The organism is Streptomyces sp. NBC_00513 (assembly GCF_041431415.1).
Classification (GTDB): Bacteria; Actinomycetota; Actinomycetes; order Streptomycetales; family Streptomycetaceae; genus Streptomyces.
Genome location: NZ_CP107845.1, coordinates 6200522 through 6223685, shown reverse-complemented (window position 1 = coordinate 6223685; position 23164 = coordinate 6200522). Strand labels below are relative to the sequence as shown.

Genomic DNA, 23164 nt, shown 5'->3' with positions numbered 1-23164 from the left:
ACTGTTCGATAGCAAGGGATTAGCAAGGTGACGGACGGAGCAGTAACTGAGACCGCGCGCGTGCTCATCGCCGCGGACAAATTCAAGGGCTCGCTCACGGCCGTTCAGGTCGCTGAGCGGGTGACGGCGGGCCTTCGCGCCGCCGTCCCGGGCGTGGAGATCGAGACCCTCCCCGTCGCGGACGGCGGCGACGGTACGGTCGCGGCCGCCGTGGCGGCCGGTTTCGAACGCCGGGAGGTACGGGTCACCGGACCCCTCGGTGACCAGGTCACGGCCGCATTCGCGCTGCGCGACGGCACCGCGGTGGTCGAGATGGCGGAGGCCTCCGGGCTCCAACTGCTGCCCCCGGGCGTGTTCGCCGCGCTGACGGCGACCACCTACGGATCGGGTGAGCTGCTGAAGGCCGCGCTGGACGCGGGCGCCCGCTCGATCGTGTTCGGCGTGGGCGGCAGTGCCACCACCGACGGCGGCGCCGGCATGCTCGCGGCGCTGGGCGCGGTGTTCCTGGATGCGAACGGCGAACCCGTCGGTCCGGGCGGCGGCGCGCTGGCTTCGCTCGCCTCGGCGGACCTGTCCGGCGTCGACCCGCGCTTCGCGGACGTGGACTTCGTCCTCGCCAGCGACGTGGACAACCCGCTGACGGGCCCGAAGGGCGCGCCCGCGGTCTACGGCCCGCAGAAGGGCGCCTCGCCCGAGGACGTGGCGACGCTCGACGCGGCGCTGGCGCACTTCGCGGTCGTGCTGGAGAAGTCGATCGGCCCGAAGGCCGCCGAGTGCGCGGTGCTGCCGGGCGCGGGCGGCGCGGGCGGCATCGGCTACGGGGCGCTGCTCCTCGGTGCGACGTTCCGTCCCGGCATCGAGCTGATGCTGGAGGTGCTCGGCTTCGCGCCGGCCCTGGAGCGGGCCACGCTGGTCATCACCGGCGAGGGTTCGCTGGACGAGCAGACCCTGCACGGCAAGGCCCCGGCCGGGGTGGCGGCGGCGGCGCGCGCGGCGGGCAAGGAGGTCGTCGCGGTGTGCGGGCGGCTGCTGCTGGAACAGGAGGCCCTCCGGGCCGCCGGCATCCGGCGGGCGTACCCGCTGACGGAGATCGAGCCCGACCCCGCGAAGTGCATCGCGAACGCCGGTCCCCTGCTGGAGCGGGTCGCGGCCAACATCGCCGCCGACGTGCTCTGACACCTCCGACGGACACACGACAGGCCCGGCCCCCGACCGACGTCCGGGGGCCGGGCCTGCGGCGTTCGCGGGGCCGGGGCCGCGGCGTTCGCGGGCACCGTCGCGCACCGTGCGGTACCGGCCGGTCGGCCCGGCTGGTAGGCAGGTCCCGTGACCACACTGCTGACCGCGCGGCTGCTGCTCGCGCCCCTGGACCGGGCCTCGGCCGAACACCTCGCGTCCGGGATCCCCCGGCCGGACGACCGGTGGGGGCCCGGGTATCCGGAGGCCGCGGATCGGGCGGGGGCGGAGCGGTTCCTGCGGCTGCTCTCCGAGCGCGGCGATCCGGGGCCGTTCGGCGCGTACGAGATACGGGGCCGCGACGACGGCGTGGCGATCGGCGGGGCCGGGTTCCACGGGCCGCCGAACGCGGCCGGACGGGTCACCGTCGGTTTCGCGCTGATCCCTGCGGCCCGGGGCCGCGGTCATGCCGCCGAGGCGCTGCGCGCCCTGCTGGACCATGCCCGTTCGCACGGCGCCCGCGGGGTGGACGGGGACACCGACCAGGAGAACGCGGCCACCGGGCGGGTGATGGCCGCCGCCGGGATGCGGTTCCTACGGGACGACGGCCGGCTGCGTCACTACGCGGTGACCTGGGCCGATCGCTGACCCCACCGGCCCGGGACCCACCCGCGCCCCGGCTACGCGGTGACCGCGCCCCGGACCGCGGAGAGGAGCCGGGCGGTGGTGGTCACGCGGGCGAACCCGCCGCCGTGGAGGTTGACGGCCGTGGCGGTGGCCAACGCGTCGGCGGTCAGGCTCAGGCCGTCCGGGCCTTCGAGATCGAAGGTGTGCGTGGCGTCGAGGGGGACGAGTACCTCGTAGCCGAGGTTGCCGCCCACCCGGGCGGTGGTCTCGACGCACATGTTGGTCTGGATCCCGACGACGACGATCCCGCCGATGCCCTGGGCTTCGAGCCAGCGCGCCAGGTCCGGGGTGCCGTGGAACGAGGAGTTCACCGTCTTGGTGACCAGCAGGGCGGCCGTGTCCCGGCGGTCCCGGACGAAGTCCTTGAACGCGTGGCCGGGCTGGTCCTCGGCCAGGACGGAACCGGGGAGCACCGATGTGTGCCGGACCAGGACCAGGGGGCGGCCCGTCTCCTGCCAGGCGTCCATCAGGGCGGCGATGTTGGCCTCGGCCTCCGGGTTGTTCCGCGGGCCCCAGAAGGACGCGTCGTCGAAGCCGCGCTGGACGTCGACGACCACCAGCGCGGTGTTGTCGGCGATCTCGATCGCGGGGTCGTTCGGTTTCGGGTTCTCGTTCGTCGTCATGGCCCCATCCTGTGCGGCGGGCGCCGGACCCGACAGGAGCACCGCGGACCCGAACCGATGGGATCCTGCCACAATGGCAGTCATGCACCGGATCGCGATCGTCTGTCAGCCCGGCATCCGCGCCTTCGACCTGGCCGTCATCACCGAGGTCTGGGGGCCCGACCGCAGCCGCGCCGGCGTCCCGCGCTTCGAGCTGCGGCGCTGCGCCCTGGACACCGGGCCGATCTCCCTGCCCGGCGGGCTGACGCTGGCGCCCGACCGGGGCCTGGACTGGCTGGCCCGCGCCGACCTGGTCGTCGTACCGGCGCTGTCCGAGCCCTGCGACCCGACCCCCGAGCCCGTGTTGGCGGCGCTGCGGGAGGCCCACGCGCGGGGTGTGCCGGTGGCCTCGCTCTGTGCCGGTGCCTTCATCCTCGCCGAGGCCGGGTTGTTGGAGGGGCGCAGGGCCGTGACCCACTGGTGGCTCGCCCCCCGGTTGGCCGAGCGCCATCCAGGGGTGCTGGTCGAGGACGCCCCCCTCTTCGTGGAGGACTCGGGCATCTGGACGTCCGCCGGGGTGGCCTCCGGCATCGACCTGTGCCTGCACCTGGTCCGGGAGGCGCACGGCTCGGAGGTCGCCGCGGCCATCGCCCGGTCCATGGTGACGGGGCCCTTCCGCACCGGGGACCACGCCCAGTACCTGGACCGGCCCACCCCCGCGGCGGACCGTACCGCCGAGGCGCTGGCCGCCGTGCGCGAACGGGCCCTGCGCCATCTGCACGAGCCCCTGGACGTCGCCACGCTGGCGCGCTGGGCCGGCATGTCGCCCCGCTCCTTCGCCCGGCACTTCGCGGCCGGCACGGGCACCACCCCGCACAAGTGGCTCCTCCATCACCGCCTGGACGAGGCCCGCAAACTGCTGGAACGCACCGACCACCCGGTGTCGGAGGTGGCCCGGCGGGCCGGGTTCTCCGGTGAGGTGAACTTCCGCCAACGGTTCACGGCGCACGTCGGCATGAGTCCGCGTGCGTACCGCGCGGAAGCCGCCGCCACCCCCAAACCGCGGCGACAGTGTTAGAAATGGCTCATGACCGGACGTTCGGGTCGATCCCGGGGATCACCGCCGGCGGGCCACCCACCGAGCCTGCTCGCGCGTCTCTCCCTGGCCCCGGGCAGCGTCGCCGGTCAGGTGTTCGCGTTGCAGGCCGTGATCGTTCTGATGGTGATCGCCGCGGCGGCACTGGCGCTGGTGTTCCAGGCCCGGTACGACAGCCGGCAGGACGCCGGCAACCGTTCGCTGGCGGCCGCCGAGGCCTTCGCGCGCGCGCCCGGCCTGCCCGCCGCCCTCAAGAGTCCCGATCCGACGGCCGTGCTCCAGCCTCTCGCGGAGGGCGCCCGCAAGGCCTCCGGGCTGGACTTCATCTCCGTCCTGAAGACCGACGGCGTGCGCTACACCGACTCCAGGCCCGAGCTGATCGGCCGGAAGGCCACCGGCGACCTCGATCGTGCCGTCCGCGGCGAGTCCTTCACCGAGACCTTCAAGGGCGCCCCGAGCGACGCGGTCCGCGCCGTGGTCCCGGTGCGGGACGCGAGCGGCGCGGTCGTCGGCCTCGTCGCCACCGGCATCGAGATCCAGAACGTCGGTGACGCGGTCGAGAACCAGCTCCCGCTGCTGATCGGCGCCGCCGCGGGCGCCCTGCTGCTCGGCACCGGTGGAGCCGCTCTCGTCAGCCGCCGGCTGCGGCGCCAGACCAGCGGCCTGGGCCCCGCCGACATGGCGCGGATGAACGAGCACCACGAGGCGGTACTGCACGCCGTGCGCGAGGGCGTGCTGATCATCGGGGCCGACCACCGGCTGCAGCTCGCCAACGACGAGGCCCGCCGACTGTTGGGCCTGCCCGCCGACGCCGAGCAACAGCATGTGGAAGACCTCGGGCTGGACCCCCGTACGGCGGCCCTGCTGACGTCGGGGCGGGTGGTGACGGACGAGGTCCACCCGGCGGGTGACCGCCTGCTCGCGGTGAACGTCCGGCGCACCAAGCCGTACGCGGGACGCCCCTCCGGCAGCGTGGTGACCCTGCGGGACTCCACCGAACTCGCCGCGCTCTCCGGCCGGGCCGAGGTGGCCCGGGACCGGCTGCAGATGCTGTACGACGCCGGGGTGCGGATCGGTACCACCCTGGACGTGACCCGGACCGCGGAGGAACTGTCGGAGGTGGCCGTCCCGCGGTTCGCGGACTTCGTGACCGTCGAGCTGTTGGAACCGGTGCTGCACGGCGAGGAGCCCTCGGTCCCCACCGGGACGTACACGGAAATGCGCCGGGCGGCCATGTCGGGGGTCCGCACGGACCAGCCGCTCCAGCCGGTCGGGGAGGTCATCCGGTTCGTCGTGCCGACGGCGCCGATGGCGGCGGCCCTGGCGGCGGGGAGCGCGGTGCTCGCCCCCGATCTGCGCACCGCCTTCGGCTGGCGGGCCCAGGACGCCGACGGGACCCGGATCGCGCTGGAGTACGGGCTGCACTCGCTGATCTCCGTACCGCTCCAGGCCCGCGGGGTGGTCCTCGGAATGGCCAATTTCTGGCGGGCGGACACCCCCGAGGCCTTCGACGAGGAGGACCTCTCGTTCGCCGAGGAACTCGGCGCGCGGGCCGCGGTGTCCATCGACAACGCGCGCCGCTACACCCGCGAGCACGCCACCGCCGTGACGCTCCAGCGCAGCCTCCTCCCCCGGGTGCTGCCCGACCTGACCGCCGTGGACGTCGCGTTCCGGTACCTGCCCGCGAAGGCCGGGGTGGGCGGGGACTGGTTCGACGTGATCCCGCTGCCGGGGACGCGGGTCGCCCTGGTCGTCGGCGACGTGGTCGGGCACGGGGTGCACGCGGCGGCGACCATGGGACGCCTGCGCACCGCGGTCCACAACTTCTCCACCCTGGACATGCCGCCCGACGAGCTGCTCGGACACCTCGACGAGCTGATCGACCGCATCGACCGCAACGAGAACGGCCCCGACGCGGAGGACGGCGAGCCCGTCGAGGAGGCGGCCGGGGTCACGGGCGCCACCTGCCTGTACGCGGTCTACGACCCGGTGTCGGGCCGCTGCACGCTGGCGAGCGCCGGGCATCCCGGGCCGGCCCTGGTCCACCCCGACGGCCGGGTGGAGTTCCCGGAGCTGCCGACCGGGCTGCCGCTGGGCGTGGGCGGGATGCCCTTCGAGACCACCGAGCTGATGCTGCCCGAGGGAAGCCGGCTCGCGCTCTTCACCGACGGCCTGCTGGAGGACCGCGACCGGGACTTCGACACCGGTCTGGGGCTGCTCGGCGAGACCCTGGCACGGCCCGGACGCAGCCCCGACCAGGCGTGCGCCGACGTGCTGGCGGCGCTGCTGTTCCCGACGCCGAACGACGACATCGCCCTGCTGATCGCCGACACCAGGCGGCTGGACGCCGGGCGGATCGCGGAATGGGACGTGCCCGACGACACGGCGGCGGTCTCGCGGGTGCGCAACGCGGGCTCGGCGCAGATCGCCGCCTGGGGTCTGGAGGAGATCGCCTTCACGGCGGAGCTGATCCTCAGCGAGCTGATCACCAACGCCATCCGCTACGGGAGCGCGCCCGTCGGGGTGCGGCTGCTCCGCGACCGGACGCTGATCATCGAGGTGTCCGACGGCAGCAGCACGTCCCCGCACCTGCGGTACGCGGCCACCACCGACGAGGGCGGTCGGGGGCTGTTCCTCGTCGCGCAGTACGCCGAGCGGTGGGGCACGCGGTACACCGAGCGGGGGAAGGTGATCTGGGCGGAGCTCCCGCTGAGCGGGAACCCGGCGGAGCCGCTGGCGGCCCTCACGCTGGACCTGGACGAGCTGGAGGGCCTGGCCTGGTGACGGTGTCGCGCCGGGTCAGGCCGGCGGGGTGCGCACCGTACGGGCCAGCAGGACGGCCACGTCGTCCTGCGGGGCGGCGGGCAGCAGGTCGAGGATGTCGTCGCAGAGCTGTTCCAGGGGCCGTCCCACCTGCCCCAGGGCGCGGGCCAGCCGTTCCATGCCGTGGTCGAGGTCGCGGTCCCGGGACTCGATCAGCCCGTCGGTGTACAGCGCCAGCAGGGTCCCCGGGGGCAGCGACACCTCTTCGGTGCGGAAGTCCTGCCCGCCCGTGCCCAGCGGGGTTCCGGGCGGTCCGTCGAGGAAGGTGACCGTCCCGTCGGCGGTGACGACGGCGGGCGGCGGGTGGCCGGCGCGGGCGATCACGCAGCCGCCGGTGGCCGGGTCGTGGACGGCGTAGACGCAGGTGGCCATCTCGTCCTCGCCCAGGTCGGCGACCACCGCGTCGAGGGAGCGGAGCATCAGGGCGGGCGGCACGTCGTGTCGTGCGAGGGTCCGCACCGCGGTGCGGAGCTGGCCCATGACGGCCGCGGCGTGGATCCCGTGGCCCATCACGTCGCCGATGACCAGGCCGGTCCGTCCGCTGGGCAGCTGGATGACGTCGTACCAGTCGCCGCCCACGTCGTGGTCGCTGGCGGGCAGGTAGCGGCCGGTGAGTTCGAGGCCGGTGACCTCGGGCAGGGCGCTGTTGGTGAGGCTGCGCTGGAGCGTGAGGGCCGCCTGGCGCTGGGTGGTGTACATGCGTGCGTTGTCGATGTTGAGGGCGGCGCGGGCCACCAGCTCGTCCACGAGCACGCAGTCCTGCTCGTCGAAGGGCTCGCGCTCGCGCACCCGGGTCACGGCCACGGCGCCGAGCACCTTGCCGCGCGCGACCAGCGGGACCAGCCGCGCCGATCCCAGGGTGGCGAGGTAGGCGCGCAGGGGCTCGGCCCGGGGGTCGGTGATCAGCGCCGGGATGTCGGAGAGGTAGAGGTTCATGGGCCGGCCGTCGGAGATGACCCGCTCGTAGACCGTCCCGACCGGGATCTGGAAGGTCTGCCCGGCGACGAGTTTCGCGGTGGGCGCGGTCGGGTCGGGGAAGGTGGCGGCCAGTCTGCGCAGGAGTCCGCGCGTGGAGGTCCCGCCGGTCATCTCGTCGGGGTCGAGGACGGCTTCCAGGAGCTGTACGTCGGCCGAGTCGGCGAGCTGGGGCACGAGCAGCTCGACGATCTCCCGGGCGGTCTGGTTGAGGTCGAGGGTGGTGCCGATGCGGGTGCCGGCCTCGGCGAGGAGGGCGAAGCGGGTCCGGGCCCGTTCGGCCTCCAGTTGAGCCCGCTGGCCCTCGGTGATGTCGATGAGGGAGGCGATCAGGCCGAGCCTGCGACCGCTCCCGTCGAGCAGCGGGGCGTACGAGCAGGACCACGTCCGGTCGTGGTCGGGGTCGGCGGCGGTACGGCCCGTGCGCCGGACGTCGACGACGGCGGTGCCCCCGTCGAGGACCTGCCGCATCGTGGCCTCCAGGGCGACCGCGTTGACCCCGGGGACCACCTCGGTGAGACGCCGGCCCAGGTGCGCCGCCGCGGAGACCCCGTTCATGCGGGCCAGGGCGTCGTTGACGCGCAGGAACCGCAGGTCGGGGCCGAGCGTGGCGAGGCCTATCGGGGATTGGGTGAAGAGGCTCTGGAGGGCGACGAGGGAGTCCCGCATGTTCAGGACCTCGGAGGTCTCCACGGCGATGAGCAGGGCACCCGTGCGGCCCTGCGGGTCGGCGGCGGGCACGATCCACATCTCCATCGTCACGCGGTGCCCGTCCCGGTGGCGCACGGGAAGGGTTCCGACGACGGTCTCGCCCGCCTGCACCCGCCGGGTCAGGTCGTCGGCCAGCTCCCGGTTGGCGTCGGGGACCAGGACCGCGGTGCCGGGCCGGCCCAGGATGTCCTCGGGGCGGTGGCCGAGCAGGTCCTGCGCGGCCAGCGACCACTCCACGACGCGGCCGTCGGCGTCCTCCCGCCACAGGGCGATCGGCAGCAGCTCGCGGAGCACTCCCGCATAGCCGACCGCCGCCACCGGCGGGTCCGGCACCTCGCTCGCCGACCGGTAAGTGTCCAACGCACCGACCTCGTCGCTGGTGGGCCTGTTTCCTTCCGAATCACCCTAGCCGAGGGCTCGCCCCGGGGCGCTGCGGTCGCACCGGGGCGGGGGCGCCCCGACCGGGCGCCCCGGCCCGGCGGCGATGGTCGGGAGTCGCCGGCCGGCCGGGCCCCGTCAGAAGTCGGCGCGGACCAGGGCGTCGGCGCGGCCGACGGACTCCAGCTCCCAGGTCTTGCAGTAGAGGCGGCGGATGTACTCGATGTCGGCGTCCCGCGCCCGGGCCTCGCCCGCCGGGTAGAGGACCGTCAGCTCGTAGGACTTCTCCCGGTTGATGTCGCCCTCCTTGTCCCTCCACTGGCCGCGGGCCTCCTGGAGGGTGAGGCCGGACGGGAAGCGGGGGGTGATCACGTCGGTGACGAACTTGTCGAACTGCGCCTCGGTGATCGGCGGGTTGCCGTTGTGCCGCCCGGTGCCGAAGTAGAGGTGGGTGGACACGTAGGCGCTGCCCCGGCTGCCCGGCGCGAGTTCCTGGTTCGCCACCGAGGCGGCGACCGGCGACTGCGGGGCCGTGTCGAGCGCGGGGCTGCCGGCGGCGAAGAAGAGCACGGCCGCCGTGAGCACGGCCGCCGCCGCGGGCATGGATATTCGGATGTGGCGCATGTGATCCCTGTCTGTGTGTGGGTCGCGATGATGCCCGGGAGTCCCGGTGTACTGGTGGAGGAGGGGTCTCAGGCCGGGCGGTCGCTCCGCGCCACCGGTGCGGGCAGGCACTCCAGGAGGTGGGCCGCCGCGTCCTTGAGCGACGCGGGGACGCGCGGGCCTCGGCGCAGCCCGGTCGCGGCGTCGGCGAGGGTCCGGGTGGTGCGTACGGAACCGATGGCGGCGGCGCGCGGGGCCAGGTCCGCGATGAGGTCCCGCGCCTCGGTCCAGGCCCCGGCGCGGGCCAGGGCCGCGAGGAGCTCCGCGCCGAAGAGGTGCCGGTAGGACGGCCCGGGGGCGGTGGCCGCCCGGTGCAGCAGGGGCAGGGCGCGGTCCCAGTCACCCAGCCGGGCCAGGACCCAGCCCTCGTGGCCGCGCAGTTCGTTCTCGTCGATCCACCAGGCCCAGTGCGGGTCGTGCCGGGACAGGCCGTCGAGGAACCGGCTGCGGGCCCGCGAGATCAGCCGGCGGGACTCGCGCCGGCCGCCCAGCAGGGCGGTCGCGTGGGCGCGCCGGATCAGGACGAGGCTGTCCACCCGGGCGGGCAGGGGGCGCGGACCGGTCACCCGGGCCGCCGTCTCCAGGGCGCCCCGGGGGTCTCCGGCGGCCGTCTGGAGCATGCTGTGGTTCAGCAGGGTGAGCCGCTCGGTCCAGCGGTCGCCGCAGCGCCCCGCGAGGGTGAGGGCCCGCGTGTTGGCGCGGTGGGCCTGGCGGTGGAGCCCCGCGTCGAAGAGGATCCAGCCGACGACCTCGCTCAGTTCGGCCAGGGCGGCGACCCGGTCGACGTCCGGGCGGCGGTCGGGCGCGGGGTCGCCCGAGAGTTCGGGGAAGTCCCGCAGGGCCCGGCGTACGGCGGGCAGCGCGGCCGTCGCGCCGTGCGCGGCGTCCAGGGCCACGAGGCGCTCCACGGTGCGGGCGGCGGTCGGGGTCACGGCGTGCCGGTCCGGACGGCGGGCCACCGGCCGTCCTGGCCCAGGGCGGTGAACGACGAGGCGACCTCGGTCAGCCACTGCACCTCGTCGCGGAAGTCCTCGTGCGGCGGGCGCGCGGGGATCCCGGACGCGTCGTCCTGTTCCGCCCTCTCCTCGGGGGAACGGCTCAGGGCGGCCCGGACCTGGAGGGCTTCGCCCAGGGGCGAGGTCGGGTCGTCCGGGAGGTCCAGGGAGCGGGCGACCCGGGAGAACTCGTCGTAGGACAGCGAGGTGCGCAGCATCAGTTGTCCGTCGCGTATCTCGATGACGCGCCGGTAGAGGCTGTAGTGCAGGTCCCTGGGCGGGAGGAGGTCGCGCGCCCAGGACCTGGGCGGGGCCAACGCGATGTCGGGCAGGGCCTGGTGGAGCGCGCCCCACAGGGGGCGCAGGCACAGGTACGCGCGATAGCTGCGGACCCAGGCCCGTACGCGGGTGAGGTGGATCCCCCAGGAGGGGATGGTCCATCCGGTGACCTGGAGCAGGGCCCCGACGCTGCCGCACGTCCACTGGACGGGGTCGAGCGCCGCTCCGTCGAAGTCCAGTCGGGTGCCGGCGATCTGGATGCTCCGGGTGACGCAGTAGACCAGGATGAGGCTCGCGCCGAGGGTGACGGTGCGCATGCCGGCCGCGAGCCACTGCCGGTTGGCGACCTTGGTGAACCGCAGCGAGAGCCGCACGGTCTCCGCCTGCCCCACGGCGCAGATCAGCAGGTAGAAGAACATGTACAGGGCGTATCGGCCGTCCTGGATGCTCAGCAGGATCGTCGACGTCGCCGTCTCGGACTGTGCCACGGGGCCGACGGCGAAGGAGGCGACGACGAGCACGGCGAGCGCCGCGCCGAAGAACAGGACCCGCTGTCGGGCCATGCGTCGGGCCTGGTCGGGGGGCGCCGACCAGTGGACGAGCACCACCTGTTGCGCGGCGGTGAGGACGACCACCGCGACCTGCGTGATGAGCGAGGTGATGTTGGGCAGGCCGAAGAAGCCGGAGATGTGCAGGCGGAGTTGGTCCAGGTCGACGAGGAAACTGATGCCGGAGCACAGGAAGTACACGCACAGCGCCCACAGCGCGACGTCGTGCCGTCGGCGCAGCAGGTCCGGGAGCCGGTAGGCGAACGCGGCGAGCCCGACGAAGGCGCAGACCCAGGCGAGGACGGTGTAGAGGGTGGTCACTGCTGGTCCGGCTTCCCCAGGCCGCGTTCGATGCGCGCGAGGACGTCGGCGGCCTCCTCCGGGACGGCCCAGGCCTGTTCGACCCACCGTTTCGTGGCCCGCGCCAGGATGAGGGAGGCCATGGTCTCGGCCTCCTGCTCCTCGCCGTCGCTGTAGCGGGAGCGCATGAGCGCGCCCTGTACGGCCGCGGGGTCGACGTCCGCGAACAGCGGACCGGATTCGACACCGTCCAGCCGCACGGACCCCCGGTGCGCGAAGGCGATGTGGGCCAGCTCGTGGGCGATGATGTGTTCCTTGTGGGCGGGCGAGGCCGACTTCTCGAAGGCGACGACGTCGAAGTCGTCCAACTTCAGCCAGATGCCGAGGAGATGGCGTTCGGGGAAAGTCGTCGGAACCAGGTGGATGGGCCGCCCGCGCCGTTCGCTGAGGTACCCGTGGAGTTCCTCGATTCCGCAGCCGTGCTCCATGCCCCACTCCGCGAGCATCTCCTCGCAGGCGCGGCGGACCTTCTTGAGTCGCCGCCTGAGTCGCCTGTCCTCCGAGGCCGGTAACGCAGAGCCAGGCACCTTCATCCTCAGTCCTCCGGCGAAACTCGGCGGCCGCCCTCGCGGCCCGAGGTTCGTGATCCCCGGGCAGACAACGCGGTCATGATGCCACACGCACAACTGACCGCCGCGTGGCGTGGGTTCCATCCGGCCACGCGCGAGCGCGGCCCGCCGTCGAGGGGCGACGGCGGGCCGGGCGGCCGTTGCGGGGAGCCCGCCCGCTCCCCCGCGTCCTACTGCCAGTCGTCCCGGGGGGCGTCGACCTCGTCCATGTCGAAGGGCGGCTCGTCCTCGTCGCGCGGCGGCTCCGACCCGTCCCGAGCCGGCGCGGGGGCGGGCACGGGGGCGGGGGCTCCGGGGGTCGGGGCGTCCCGCACCGCCGACGGGTGACCGCCCGATTCGGCCAGGGTGGCCAGGATGCCCTCGGCGTACTTGGTGAGCTTCGCCTCGCCGATGCCGTTGATCTCCCCCAGCTCGCCGGCGGTGCCGGGCAGCCGGGTCGCGATCTCCCGCAGCGTCGCGTCGTGGAAGACGACGTACGCCGGCACGCCCTGCTCCCGCGCGGTCTCGGCCCGCCACGCGCGGAGCGCCTCGAAGACCGGTACGGCGGCCGCGTGCAGGTCGACGGGCACGCGCGCGCCCTTCCCGGAACGGGACCCGGACTCCTTGCGGCCCGCGCCGGCCGGCGCGGCCTTCTCCTTGCGCAGCGGGACGGTGCGCCGGCCCCCCAGCACCTCGCCGCTGGCCTCGGTGAGGACCAGCGTGCCGTACTCGCCCTCCACGGCCAGCAGTCCCAGCGCGAGCAGTTGCCGTACGACCCCGCGCCACTCGGCGGTGCCGAGATCCGCGCCGACCCCGAACACCGAGAGGCCGTCGTGGTCGAACTGGATGACCTTCGCGGTCTTCTTGCCCTGGAGGATGTCGATGATCTGGCCGGCGCCGAACTTCTGCCGTCGCTCGTTGGCCAGCCGCCACACCGTGGACAGCAGCTTCTGCGAGGCGACGGTCCCGTCCCAGGACTCGGCCGGTGTCAGACAGGTGTCGCAGTTGCCGCAGGGCTCGCCGGACTGACCGAAGTACGCCAGGAGCCGCATGCGCCGGCAGTCGACGGTCTCGCACAACGCCAGCATCGCGTCCAGATGGGCGGCCAGCGAACGGCGCCGCGTGTCGTCGCCCTCGGAGCCCTCGATCAGCTTCCGCTGCTGGACCACGTCCTGGAGGCCGTACGCCAGCCAGGCCGTGGCCGGCTCGCCGTCGCGACCGGCGCGGCCGGTCTCCTGGTAGTAGCCCTCGACGGACTTCGGCAGGTCCAGGTGCGCCACGAACCGTACGTCCGGCTTGTCGATGCCCATGCCGAAGGCGATGGTGGCGACGACCACGACCCCGTCCTCCCGCAGGAACCGGGACTGGTTCGCCGCACGGGTGCGGGCGTCCATGCCCGCGTGGTAGGCCACGGCGTCGATGCCGTTCTCCGCCAGGGCCGCCGCCGTCTTCTCCACGGAGGCACGCGACAGGCAGTAGACGACCCCCGCGTCCCCGGGGTGCTCGGTGCGGATCAGGTCCAGCAGCTGCCGGAGCGGGTTGTTCTTGGGGACGATCCGGTACTGGATGTTCGGCCGGTCGAAGCTCGCGACGAAGTGCCGGCCCTCCTCCAGCCCCAGCCGCCCCGCGATCTCGCCGTGCGTCGCCTCGGTGGCCGTCGCGGTCAGCGCGATCCGCGGCACCTTGGGCCAGCGCTCGTGCAGCATCGACAGGGCGAGGTAGTCGGGGCGGAAGTCGTGCCCCCACTGGGCCACGCAGTGCGCCTCGTCGATCGCGAAGAGCGACACCTTGCCCCGGTCGAGGAGCCGCTGCGTCCCCTCGGTGCGCAGCCGCTCGGGTGCCAGGTACAGCAGGTCCAGCTCGTCGGCGAGGAAGGCCTGCTCGACCCCGCGGCGCTCGTCCGCGTCCTGGGTGGAGTTGAGGAACCCGGCCCGCACGCCGAGGGCGGTGAGGGCGTCCACCTGGTCCTGCATGAGCGCGATCAGGGGCGAGATCACCACGCCCGTGCCCTCTCTGACCAGCGCCGGGATCTGGTAGCAGAGCGATTTGCCGCCGCCGGTGGGCATCAGCACGAGGGCGTCGCCGCCGTCGACGACGTGCTGGATGATCTGCTGCTGCTCGCCGCGGAAGGAGTCGTAACCGAAGACCCGGTGGAGCACCTGCAAGGCGTCGGGGATCTCAGTGGGCGCGTCCGAAAGGGTCATACCGGAAGCCTAGCGACCGTCTCCGACACCGGGGTCCATGATCGGCCGGCCCGTTCCGTCCCCTGCTGACGGACCCGGTCCGTCAGCAGGGGACGGAACGGGCCGGGACGAGGATCACAGGGCCGCGGCGAAGGTCTCGTACGCGTCGGTCCCGAAGAGCACGAAGCGGACCTCCTCCACCGAGGTCCCGGACGCCCGCACCGTCTCGATCGCGATCCGCGCCCCGTCGTCCATCGGCCAGCCGTAGATCCCGGTGGAGATGGCCGGGAAGGCGACCGTACGGGCGCCCAGCTCGTCCGCTACGCGCAGCGACTCCCGGTAGCAGGACGCCAGCAGCTCCGACCGGTCGTCGCCCGGGGACCAGACCGGTCCGACGGTGTGGATCACGTGTCGGGCCGGGAGCCGGCCCGCCGTCGTGGCGACGGCCCGGCCCGTCGGGAGGCCCTTGCCGTAGTGGGAGCGCCGCAGGTCCTCGCAGGCGGCGAGGATCTCCGGGCCGCCCCGCCGGTGGATCGCGCCGTCCACTCCCCCGCCGCCGAGCAGCGAGGAATTGGCCGCGTTGACCACCGCGTCCACCTCCTCGGTGGTGATGTCCCCCCGGACCAGGGTGATGCGCGTGGACATCAGCGCTCCTTCCGCAGGTGGCGCCAGACGGCCTTGGCGGCGTTGTGCCCCGACATTCCGTGGACCCCGGGCCCCGGCGGCGTGGCGGCTGAGCACAGGAACACCGCCGGGTGGGCGGTGGTGTACGGGAAGAGGCTGATCTTGGGGCGGATGAGCAGTTGCAGGCCCGAGGCGGCGCCGCAGGCGATGTCCCCGCCGACGTAGTTGGCGTTGCGGGCGGCGATCCGGGGCGGGCCGGCGGTGGCGCGGGCCAGCACCAGGTCGCGGAACCCCGGCGCGAAGCGCTCCAGTTGGCGCTCGACGGCGTCGGTGAGGTCGCCCTCCCAGCCCGCCGGTACGTGCCCGTACGCCCAGAAGGTGTGCTTGCCCTCGGGGGCCCGGCCGGGATCGACCAGGCTGGGCTGGGCCGTGATCAGGAACGGGGTACGGGGGGCCCGGCCGCCCGAGGCCAGTTGCAGGGCGGCGTCGATGTCGCGGGTGCGCGGGCCGATCTGCACGGTGCCGGCCCGGCGGGGCTCCTCGGCGGTCCAGGGCACCGGACCGTCCAGGGCGTAGTCGATCTTGAACACGGAGGCCCCGTACCGGTAGCCGTCGTAGACGCGCCCCAGGCGGGCGATGCGGGCCAGCGCGGTCGGCGAGGTGTCGAAGACGTACGCGCGGGCCGGCGGCAGGTCGTCGAGCCGTTTGACCTCGAAGTCCGTGTGGACGCTTCCCCCGAGGTCGCGCAGGTACGCGGCGAGGGCGTCCGAGATGGCCTGCGAACCGCCGCGCGGCATCGGCCAGCCGCCCGCGTGCGCGGCGAGGGCGAAGACCAGGCCGACCGCACCGGTTCCGATGCCGCCGAGCGGGGCGATGGCGTGGGCCACGAGCCCGGCGAACAGGGCGCGGGCCCGGTCGTCCCGGAAGCGGCGCAGCAGCCAGGTGGAGGGCGGTAGTCCGTCCAGCCCGAACCGGGCCAGGGTGAGCGGGTCGCGGGGCAGCGCGGTGGAGGGCAGCGACATGAAGTCCCGTGCCAGGGTGTCCCATTTGCCGAGGTACGGCTGGACGAGCCGGCGGTAGGTGCCCGCGTCGCGGGGCCCGAAGGAGGCGGCCGTCTCCGCGACGGAGCGGGACAGCACCGCGGCCGTGCCGTCGTCGAAGGGGTGTGCCATCGGCAGCGGGGCGTGCAGCCACTCCAGGCCGTGGCGCTTGAGCGGCATCGTCGCGAACACCGGGGAGCCGGCGCCGAGCGGGTGCACGGCCGAGCAGGGGTCGTGTCGGAAGCCGGGGAGGGTGAGTTCCTCCGTCCGGGCTCCCCCGCCGACGGTCCCCTTCGCCTCGAACACGGCCACCGAGAAACCACGTCGGGCCAGTTCGACGGCGGCCGTCAGGCCGTTGGGCCCCGCCCCCACCACGACTGCGTCGAGAATCGACGACACTGACAGCTCCTTCGTCCGGCGGCGGCTCCGCCCACAGGATGCGGTATCACGTCCAGGATATGGGTCGCGTCCGCACGGATCCGGGGTGCGGCGGCGCGGTCACGCTCCGCGCAGGAGGTCGCGGACCCGGGCGGCGGTGGCCTCGTCGCGGCCCACGGCGAACGGCAGCGCGTTGTCCCGGTCCACTCGGAAGGGGACCCCGTCGACCGTGGTCTGGGCGCCACCGGCCTCCGCGACGAGCAGCAGGCCCGCCGCGTGGTCCCATGCCGAGGGCCAGGTGAAGGCCAGGCCGTCGATCTCGCCGCGGGCCACCTTCAGGTACTCCAGGCCCGCCGAACCGCACGGCCGGGCCGCGACCCCGGGGACGTCGAGCCGGGCGAGCCGCCGCTTGTCCTCCTCCGAGGTGTACAGCGGGTGCGCGATGGCGATCCGCAGATCGGCGCCCGGTTCCGGCGAACCGCTGTGGATGCGCGCGCCGTTGACGTGCGCGCCCTGTCCGCGCACGGCGGTGGCCAGCTCGTCCAGGGCCGGGGCGAAGGTCCAGGAGGCGAGGATCTCCCCGCGCACGGCCAACGCCACCAGGGTGCAGAAGTTGGGGTCGCCGGCGACGAACTGCCGGGTGCCGTCGACGGGGTCGACGATCCAGACGGGCGCGTCGGCGCGCAGCGCCTCGTACACGGTGGGGTCGGCGTGCACCGCTTCCTCGCCGACCACCGCCGAGCCGGGCAGCAGCTTCGTCAGGGCGACCGTCAGGTGCTCCTCGGCCCTGCGGTCGGCGACGGTCACGAGGTCGTGCGGGCCGCTCTTCTGGTCCACCTCGTGGTCCGCGAGCTGCCGGAACCTCGGCATGATCTCGACCGCGGCCGCCTCGCGGACGGCCTCCTCGACGGCGGACAGGTCACGGGCCAGGAATTCATCGATCATGCGTCCAGCAAAGCACGCCCGTCGGACAATCCCCACCGACGGTCCCCGACGGCGGCCCGGACACGAGGTGACACCCGGGTGAACCCCGCTCCGGTCCGGCCGGCTTTCCTCCGGGAGTCCGGCTCCGGTCAGGGGGTGTCGTCGCCTCCCGTCTGCCGGATCCGGGAGCTGCCGGTGCCCTTCGCCCGTTGCCTGAACCGATCCGCGGGCGCGACCGACCCGGCCCCGCGGCGTCGAGGCGCACGGTTGCCGACGACCTGCTCGACGACCGCCTGGTCGCCGGCCTCGGCGATCTGCTCCACCGACCGGCCCCCGCCCGGCGTCGGCGCGGGCGAGGTCGCCGGGGAACCCCACCGCGTCAGGCCGAACAGCAACGCCGCGGCGACAACGGTGCCGGTCGTGGCGGCCAGGGCCCAGCGATCTCCGCTGTCGCCGGGCAGCCACCCCCAGGAGGATGCTCGGACGAGCCACACCACGCAGGCGAAAGCGGCCACGGACGAAACCGCCGCCACCGTCCGCCGCAAGGGATCCGACATCGCCCACCACCCTCTCCGACAGCCTCCCGCGAGCGGTCGACCGACACCGGTAATCCGACCAACATGGCACAGGCAACGGCCTCTTGTACGGATCCGGCTGCACTCGATCATGTTCACCACACAGACTGGCGGGCATGAGCGCACGCTTCCCGGCAGACGGCACCGAACCCTCCGAGGGGATCCACGTCGAAGCCCGGGTGCAGGGGCAGGGGCAGGCTTACCAGGTCGTCCAGGGCACCCAGAAGATCGTCCACCACCACCACTACTCCGGCAGCAATCCCGCCCCGCCGCTCGGCCTCCCGGAGCTGCGGCTCTGGATCAAACGGCTCGCATCCGACTACCGCACGCTCATCGCCGACGGGAGCGTGAAACCGGGGCGTCGCCAGGCGGCGGCCCACCACCGACAACTCGACGCCTTGTACGGCGAGTTGGCCGGAGCGGCCGGCAACCGGGACGGCAAGGAACAACTGCGCCGTCTACTGGCGGCGGGCGCCGTCCAGTACCTCGACCGGGCCACGCCGGTACCGGACGGCGCACTTCCGGAAGCGGTCATGGTCGACCTCGTGGTCTTCGCCCTGTGGCCGGTGGTCCAGACCCCGCGGCTTCCCGGCGGCTGGCAGGACCACTTGGCGGAACTCACCACCCCGCGACTGGCCGCCTTCGTCGCCGGAGCCCGGGACGCCGCCGGGCGCGGGCGACCGATCTCCCCGGAGGCGTTCGGCCGCGCACTCGCCGGCAAGCCGTTCGCCCCGGGAATCCTGGCCCTGTTGGACGATCTGGACGACCCGCGCGGTGGCGGTGCCAGTCTCACGGCCCTCTCCCTGGCCGGCCGGTACGCCCAACCGCCGCAGAAGGCCGGTGCCAAGGCGCTGCTGGGATGGCTGCTGGGTGCGGGCGCGGTGGGCGCGGTCGGCGGCGCCGGCGCCGCCTCCGCCGTGGATTTCGCGGATCGGGCGTGGCAGTGGCTCCACGACACGGGGCGCGGGAGCACTCATCACGGTTCCGGCGGCCCCGACATGGGCGACGACGAGGATCTCGACCAGCATCGCGGAGGTGGACGCGTCACGCACGGCGCGGGCCCAGCTCACGGCGCGGGTCCCTCTCACGGCCCCGGTCACGACGCCGTCGGCGACTTCATCGACGATCTCTTCTCCTGAGAGCAGGTGGCCCCGGTGAGCCTGATGGAGTTCCTCAAGCAGGCCCTGATCGCCCTATTGATCACCAGTGCCGGATGGATCGGATCGACGCTGCTGCTGTACCTGATGAGCTTCGGCCACATCAAGACGCTCCACCTGCTCCTGCGCGTGCGTCGCTCGCTGGCCCATGTCCCCGCGGGCAGCGTCTTCCACTGTCGGTCCGGGGAGGTGACGGTCACCCGTTACGACCCGACCGTCGACGAGGACGTCACCCTGTCCTTCGTCCGTTTCTCGTGGCCCACGCTCCTGAGATGGAAGCCGGGTACCGGGAAGTCGAAGGCCCGCTTCCACAGGCGGTTGCGGGGGGAGCTGTTCTGGCGCACCGCGTTGCTCGTCCTCGTCACCGTGCCCCTCTTCGGCGGGGTCCTCTGGCTCACCCTCACGTCCGATCCGCTCTGGGGATACCTCCTGGTCTTCCTGGTGGCCCACCAGATCCTGCTCGCCGTCATCAGCCGCGTCTTCTTCTTCAAGTTCTGGGCCCTCGGCATGGTGACGACCTATCTCTTCCTGCACAAGGTCAGCCTGTGGCACCCCTCCCCGGAGGTCGCCGCTCCCCTGTTCTGCGGGTTCATGCTCCTCTCGATGGGCCTGCTCGCCGTCATCTTCCGGCAGGAACGGAAGACGGCCGTGTAGGGCACCGCCCCGTCCGACCCGGGCACCTCGCCGTCTGCCCGGGCCCGTACGCGGTGCCCCCGCCCGTCGGTCGGTACGGCTCAGCCGGCGAGTACCGGGATGACGTGCTCGCCGTAGGCGTCGATCACCGCCTCGCGGGCGTCGTGCATGGCGTACACGGCGAACTGGTCGACGCCCAGGTCGCGCAGGGTGCGCAGCTTCTCGATGTGGGCCTCGGGCGGGCCCAGGAGACAGAACCGGTCCACGATCTCGTCGGGGACGAAGTCGGCGGAGGGGTTCCCGGCGCGGCCGTGGTGGCTGTAGTCGTAACCCTGGCGGGCCTTGACGTACTCGGTGAGGGCGTCCGGGACCATCGCGGAGTGCTCGCCGTAGCGGGAGACGAGGTCGGCGACGTGGTTGCCGACCATGCCGCCGAACCAGCGGCACTGGTCGCGCGCGTGGTCCAGGTCGTCCCCGACGTAGGCCGGGGCCGCCACGCAGATGGTGATCGCGTTCGGGTCGCGGCCGGCCGCCGTGGCGGCCTCGCGGACCGACCTGACCATCCACTCGGTGAGGTAGGGGTCGGCGAGCTGGAGGATGAACCCGTCGGCCTTCTGGCCGGCGAGGGCCAGCGCCTTGGGTCCGTAGGCGGCCATCCACACGGGCAGTTCGCCGTCCCGGATCCACGGGATGCGCAGGCGCTGCCCGTCGACCTCGGCCTCGCGGCCCTCGGCGAGGTCACGGATGACGTCGATGGCCTCGCCGAGCCGGGCCAGGGTGTTGGGTTTGCGCCCGGCGACCCGCATGGCGGAGTCCCCGCGGCCGATGCCGCACACGGTGCGGTTGCCGTACATGTCGTTGAGGGTGGCGAAGGTGGAGGCGGTGACCTCCCACGTGCGGGTCCCGGGGTTGGTGACCATCGGTCCGACGTGCATCAGCCGGGTGTGTTCCAGGATCTGGCTGTAGATGACGAACGGCTCCTGCCACAGCACGGCGGAGTCGAAGGTCCAGCCGTAACGGAAGCCGTTGCGTTCGCCGCGGCGCATGAGGCTGACGACGCCGGAGGCGGGCGGGTCGGTCTGGAGGACGAGGCCGAAGTCCATGGGTCGGCTCCTTACAGGTACTGGCAGGTGGAGCGGGGGACGAAGGCCCCGTGGCCGGCTCGTCCCGTGTATTCGCGCCGGTCGATGACGAGTTCGCCGCGCGAGAGCACGGTGTCGACGCGTCCGGTGATCCGCTTGCCCTCGTACGCCGAGTAGTCCACGTTCATGTGGTGCGTCTCGGCGGAGATGACCTGCTCGGCGTGCGGATCGTAGAGGACGATGTCGGCGTCGGCACCGGGCGCGATGGTGCCCTTGCGGGGGTAGAGGCCGAACATCCGGGCCGGGTTCGCGCAGGCGATCTCGATCCAGCGGCGGCGGCTGATGTGTCCGTCGAGGACGGCCTGGTGGAGGAGGTCCATGCGGTTCTCCACGCCGGGCAGCCCGTTGGGGATCTTCGAGAAGTCCCCGCGGCCGAGCTCCTTCTGGCCGCGGAAGCAGAACGGACAGTGGTCGGTGGAGACCACCTGGAGGTCGTCGGTCCGCAGGCCCCGCCACAGGGCCGCCTGGTGTTCGCGGGGGCGCAGCGGCGTGGAGCAGACGTACTTGGCGCCCTGGAAGTCGGGCTCCGCGAGGCTGTCGGTGGACAGGAACAGGTACTGCGGGCAGGTCTCGCCGAAGACGGGCAGGCCCTTGTCGCGGGCGACGGCGAGTTCCGCCACCGCCTCCTCGGCCGAGACGTGGACCACGTACAGGGGGGAGCCGGCCACCCGGGCGAGCTGGATGGCGCGGTGGGTCGCCTCGGCTTCGAGGAGGACCTTGCGGACCTCGCCGTGGTGGCGGGGGTCGGTCTCCCCGCGGGCGAGGGCCTGTTCGACGAGGACGTCGATGGCGATGCCGTTCTCGGCGTGCATCATGATCAGTCCGCCGTTGCCGGAGGCCCGCTGCATGGCGCGCAGGATCTGGCCGTCGTCGCTGTAGAACACCCCGGGGTAGGCCATGAAGAGCTTGAAGGAGGTGACCCCCTCCCCCACCAGGAGGTCCATCTCCTTGAGGGTGCCCTCGTTGACGTCCGACAGGATCATGTGGAAGCCGTAGTCGACGGCGCAGTTGCCGTCGGCCTTGTCGTACCAGGTGTCGAGGCCCTGGCGCAGGGACTGGCCCATCGTCTGCACCGCGAAGTCGACGATGGTGGTGGTGCCGCCCCACGCGGCGGCCCGGGTGCCCGTCTCGAAGGTGTCGGACGCGGCGGTCCCGCCGAAGGGCAGTTCCATGTGGGTGTGCGCGTCGACCCCGCCGGGGATGACGTACTTCCCGCTCGCGTCGATGGTGCGGTCCACCGTCGTGCGGTCGGGTGAGGCCCAGGCCTCGGCGGTGGCCGAGCCGTGGGCCGCGAGCGCCGCCACCCGGCCGTCCTCGATAAGGACGTCCGCGTGGAGCTCGTCGGCGGCCGTGATGACGAGGCCGTCGCGGATCAGGGTGCGGGTGGTCATGTACGTCTCCCCCGGAGGGCTAGAGGGCGGTGCGCAGGGCCTGTTCGAGGATGTCGGCGCCCTCTTCCGCCTCGGCGACGGTGAGGGACAGCGGCGGCGCGATGCGCAGCACGCTGGTGTCGTGCCCGCCGCCCTTGCCGAGCAGCAGGCCGCGTTCGCGGGCGGCTTCCAGTACGGCGGCGGCCGCTTCGGGGTCGGCGCGGTCGGTGCCGGGTTTCGCCAGCTCCAGGCCGGCCATCAGGCCCCGGCCGCGTACCTCGCGTACGGCGGGCACGCCGGCGGTGACGGCGCGCAGTCGCTCCAGGAGGAGGCCGCCGACGCGGCGGGCGTTGCCCTGGAGGTCGTGTTCCAGGAGGTACGAGAGGTTGGCGACGCCGGCCGCCATGGTGACCGGGGAGCCGCCGAAGGTGGAGATGGAGTTGGAGTCGACGCAGTTCATGACCTCGGCGCGGGCCACGACGCCGCCGATGGACATGCCGTTGCCGATGCCCTTGGCGAAGGTGAGGATGTCCGGCGGGCCGTTCTGGGCGTGCGCCTGCCAGCCCCAGAAGTGTTCGCCGGTGCGGCCCCAGCCGGTCTGTACCTCGTCGCTGATCCAGAGGATGCCGTGTCGGTCGAGGACCTCCCGGAAGGCCCCGTACAGGCCGTCGGGCGGGGAGGTGAAGCCGCCGACGCCCTGGATGGGTTCCGCGATGAGCGCGGCGACTCCGCCGCGCGCCTGGCCGAGCACGTCTTCGAGGTCCGCGACGGCGGCGGCGGTGAACTCGGCGTCGGACAGCGCCGCGAAGGGGCCCCGGGTGCGCACCGCGCCGTGGACGTAGTACGTCTGGAGCGGCGAGAGGCTGGTCGGGGACCAGCCCCGGTTGCCGGTGATCGAGACGGTGGAGAAGGACCGGCCGTGGTAGCTGTTGCGCATCGCCAGGATCTGGTTGGAGCGGCGGTACGACGTGGCGAGCAGTAGGGCGGTGTCGTTGGCCTCGGTGCCGGAGGTCGTGAAGAAGACCCGTGCGTCCGGGATGCCGGACAGGGCGGCGACGCGTTCGGCCAGTTCGACCATGGGCCGGTTCAGGTACAGGGTGGAGGAGTGGATGATCCGCCCGGCCTGTTCGGAGACGGCCTTGGTGACCTCTGGCAGGGCGTGGGCGGTCATCGTGGTGAGGATGCCGCCGAAGAAATCGAGGTAGCGGTTGCCGTCCGCGTCCCAGACGTGGCGGCCCTCGCCGTGCGTGAGCTCGATGGGGCGGTCGTAGTAGAGCGCGAGCCAGTCGGGCATGAC

General features: G+C 73.2%; 20 protein-coding genes. 6 read left to right on the top strand and 14 right to left on the bottom strand.

Annotation, left to right across the window (positions count from 1 at the left end):
- The first annotated feature begins 27 nt into the window (after window positions 1-27).
- Both OHA84_RS28445 and OHA84_RS28440 read left to right on the top strand, forming a co-directional pair.
- On the top strand, window positions 28-1176 hold the full coding sequence (locus tag OHA84_RS28445) for a glycerate kinase (protein ID WP_053681728.1): 1149 nt from the start codon (window positions 28-30) through the stop codon (window positions 1174-1176).
- A 150-nt stretch (window positions 1177-1326) separates the two neighbouring features.
- Complete coding sequence (locus OHA84_RS28440) at window positions 1327-1824, top strand: GNAT family N-acetyltransferase (protein WP_266969147.1); 498 nt, start codon at window positions 1327-1329, stop codon at window positions 1822-1824.
- A 32-nt stretch (window positions 1825-1856) separates the two neighbouring features.
- Here OHA84_RS28440 and OHA84_RS28435 read toward each other — a convergent pair whose 3' ends face one another.
- Window positions 1857-2486 (bottom strand): isochorismatase family protein, encoded by a 630-nt coding sequence (locus OHA84_RS28435; protein WP_266969149.1) that lies wholly within the window; start codon window positions 2484-2486, stop codon window positions 1857-1859.
- Window positions 2487-2559: 73 nt separating this feature from the next.
- Between OHA84_RS28435 and OHA84_RS28430 the strand changes: the two genes are divergently transcribed.
- Both OHA84_RS28430 and OHA84_RS28425 read left to right on the top strand, forming a co-directional pair.
- Window positions 2560-3543, top strand: coding sequence for a GlxA family transcriptional regulator (locus OHA84_RS28430; protein ID WP_053681730.1), 984 nt, complete (start codon window positions 2560-2562; stop codon window positions 3541-3543).
- Window positions 3544-3552: 9 nt separating this feature from the next.
- On the top strand, window positions 3553-6345 hold the full coding sequence (locus OHA84_RS28425) for a SpoIIE family protein phosphatase (protein ID WP_078999307.1): 2793 nt from the start codon (window positions 3553-3555) through the stop codon (window positions 6343-6345).
- Between the two features lie 15 nt (window positions 6346-6360).
- On the opposite strand, the gene OHA84_RS28420 is transcribed toward OHA84_RS28425, so the two are convergent.
- From OHA84_RS28420 to OHA84_RS28375, 10 genes are all read right to left on the bottom strand, one after another.
- Window positions 6361-8430 carry a SpoIIE family protein phosphatase gene (locus tag OHA84_RS28420; protein WP_266969152.1) on the bottom strand — a complete coding sequence of 690 codons (2070 nt, stop codon included), beginning with the start codon at window positions 8428-8430 and terminating at the stop codon, window positions 6361-6363.
- Between the two features lie 156 nt (window positions 8431-8586).
- Window positions 8587-9072 (bottom strand): DUF3574 domain-containing protein, encoded by a 486-nt coding sequence (locus OHA84_RS28415; protein WP_266950501.1) that lies wholly within the window; start codon window positions 9070-9072, stop codon window positions 8587-8589.
- 68 nt (window positions 9073-9140) lie between these two features.
- Window positions 9141-10070, bottom strand: coding sequence for a hypothetical protein (locus OHA84_RS28410; RefSeq protein WP_053681733.1), 930 nt, complete (start codon window positions 10068-10070; stop codon window positions 9141-9143).
- Window positions 10040-11254, bottom strand: coding sequence for an MAB_1171c family putative transporter (locus OHA84_RS28405; protein ID WP_053681734.1), 1215 nt, complete (start codon window positions 11252-11254; stop codon window positions 10040-10042). The genes OHA84_RS28410 and OHA84_RS28405 overlap by 31 nt, the downstream gene beginning before the upstream one ends.
- Window positions 11251-11820 carry a hypothetical protein gene (locus OHA84_RS28400; RefSeq protein WP_159041523.1) on the bottom strand — a complete coding sequence of 190 codons (570 nt, stop codon included), beginning with the start codon at window positions 11818-11820 and terminating at the stop codon, window positions 11251-11253. The genes OHA84_RS28405 and OHA84_RS28400 overlap by 4 nt, the downstream gene beginning before the upstream one ends.
- Before the next feature lie 212 nt (window positions 11821-12032).
- The gene (recQ, locus tag OHA84_RS28395) at window positions 12033-14045 is read right to left on the bottom strand and encodes a DNA helicase RecQ (RefSeq protein WP_266969153.1); all 2013 of its coding nucleotides are present in this window, start codon (window positions 14043-14045) and stop codon (window positions 12033-12035) included.
- Window positions 14046-14159: 114 nt separating this feature from the next.
- A complete protein-coding gene (locus OHA84_RS28390) occupies window positions 14160-14669 on the bottom strand; it encodes an O-acetyl-ADP-ribose deacetylase (protein WP_266950499.1) in 510 nt (169 codons plus the stop codon).
- Window positions 14669-16093 (bottom strand): NAD(P)/FAD-dependent oxidoreductase, encoded by a 1425-nt coding sequence (locus OHA84_RS28385; RefSeq protein WP_266950747.1) that lies wholly within the window; start codon window positions 16091-16093, stop codon window positions 14669-14671. The genes OHA84_RS28390 and OHA84_RS28385 overlap by 1 nt, the downstream gene beginning before the upstream one ends.
- Window positions 16094-16186: 93 nt before the next feature.
- Window positions 16187-17011, bottom strand: a complete 825-nt coding sequence (locus OHA84_RS28380; protein WP_053681739.1) for an inositol monophosphatase — start codon at window positions 17009-17011, stop codon at window positions 16187-16189.
- 128 nt (window positions 17012-17139) lie between these two features.
- Window positions 17140-17547: a hypothetical protein gene (locus tag OHA84_RS28375; RefSeq protein WP_266969156.1), complete on the bottom strand. Its 408-nt coding sequence runs from the start codon at window positions 17545-17547 to the stop codon at window positions 17140-17142.
- Between the two features lie 134 nt (window positions 17548-17681).
- On the opposite strand from OHA84_RS28375, the gene OHA84_RS28370 reads away from it, so the two are divergent.
- Both OHA84_RS28370 and OHA84_RS28365 read left to right on the top strand, forming a co-directional pair.
- Window positions 17682-18704, top strand: coding sequence for a hypothetical protein (locus OHA84_RS28370; protein WP_266969158.1), 1023 nt, complete (start codon window positions 17682-17684; stop codon window positions 18702-18704).
- Window positions 18705-18719: 15 nt separating this feature from the next.
- Window positions 18720-19376, top strand: a complete 657-nt coding sequence (locus tag OHA84_RS28365; RefSeq protein ID WP_266969160.1) for a hypothetical protein — start codon at window positions 18720-18722, stop codon at window positions 19374-19376.
- An 80-nt stretch (window positions 19377-19456) separates the two neighbouring features.
- Here OHA84_RS28365 and OHA84_RS28360 read toward each other — a convergent pair whose 3' ends face one another.
- The 3 genes from OHA84_RS28360 to OHA84_RS28350 are packed head-to-tail and all read right to left on the bottom strand — an operon-like array spanning window position 19457 to window position 23161.
- The gene (locus OHA84_RS28360) at window positions 19457-20458 is read right to left on the bottom strand and encodes a TIGR03842 family LLM class F420-dependent oxidoreductase (protein ID WP_053681743.1); all 1002 of its coding nucleotides are present in this window, start codon (window positions 20456-20458) and stop codon (window positions 19457-19459) included.
- A gap of 11 nt (window positions 20459-20469) precedes the next feature.
- Complete coding sequence (gene hydA, locus OHA84_RS28355) at window positions 20470-21888, bottom strand: dihydropyrimidinase (RefSeq protein WP_266969162.1); 1419 nt, start codon at window positions 21886-21888, stop codon at window positions 20470-20472.
- Between the two features lie 19 nt (window positions 21889-21907).
- Window positions 21908-23161 carry an aspartate aminotransferase family protein gene (locus tag OHA84_RS28350; RefSeq protein ID WP_266973920.1) on the bottom strand — a complete coding sequence of 418 codons (1254 nt, stop codon included), beginning with the start codon at window positions 23159-23161 and terminating at the stop codon, window positions 21908-21910.
- Window positions 23162-23164: the final 3 nt, after the last annotated feature.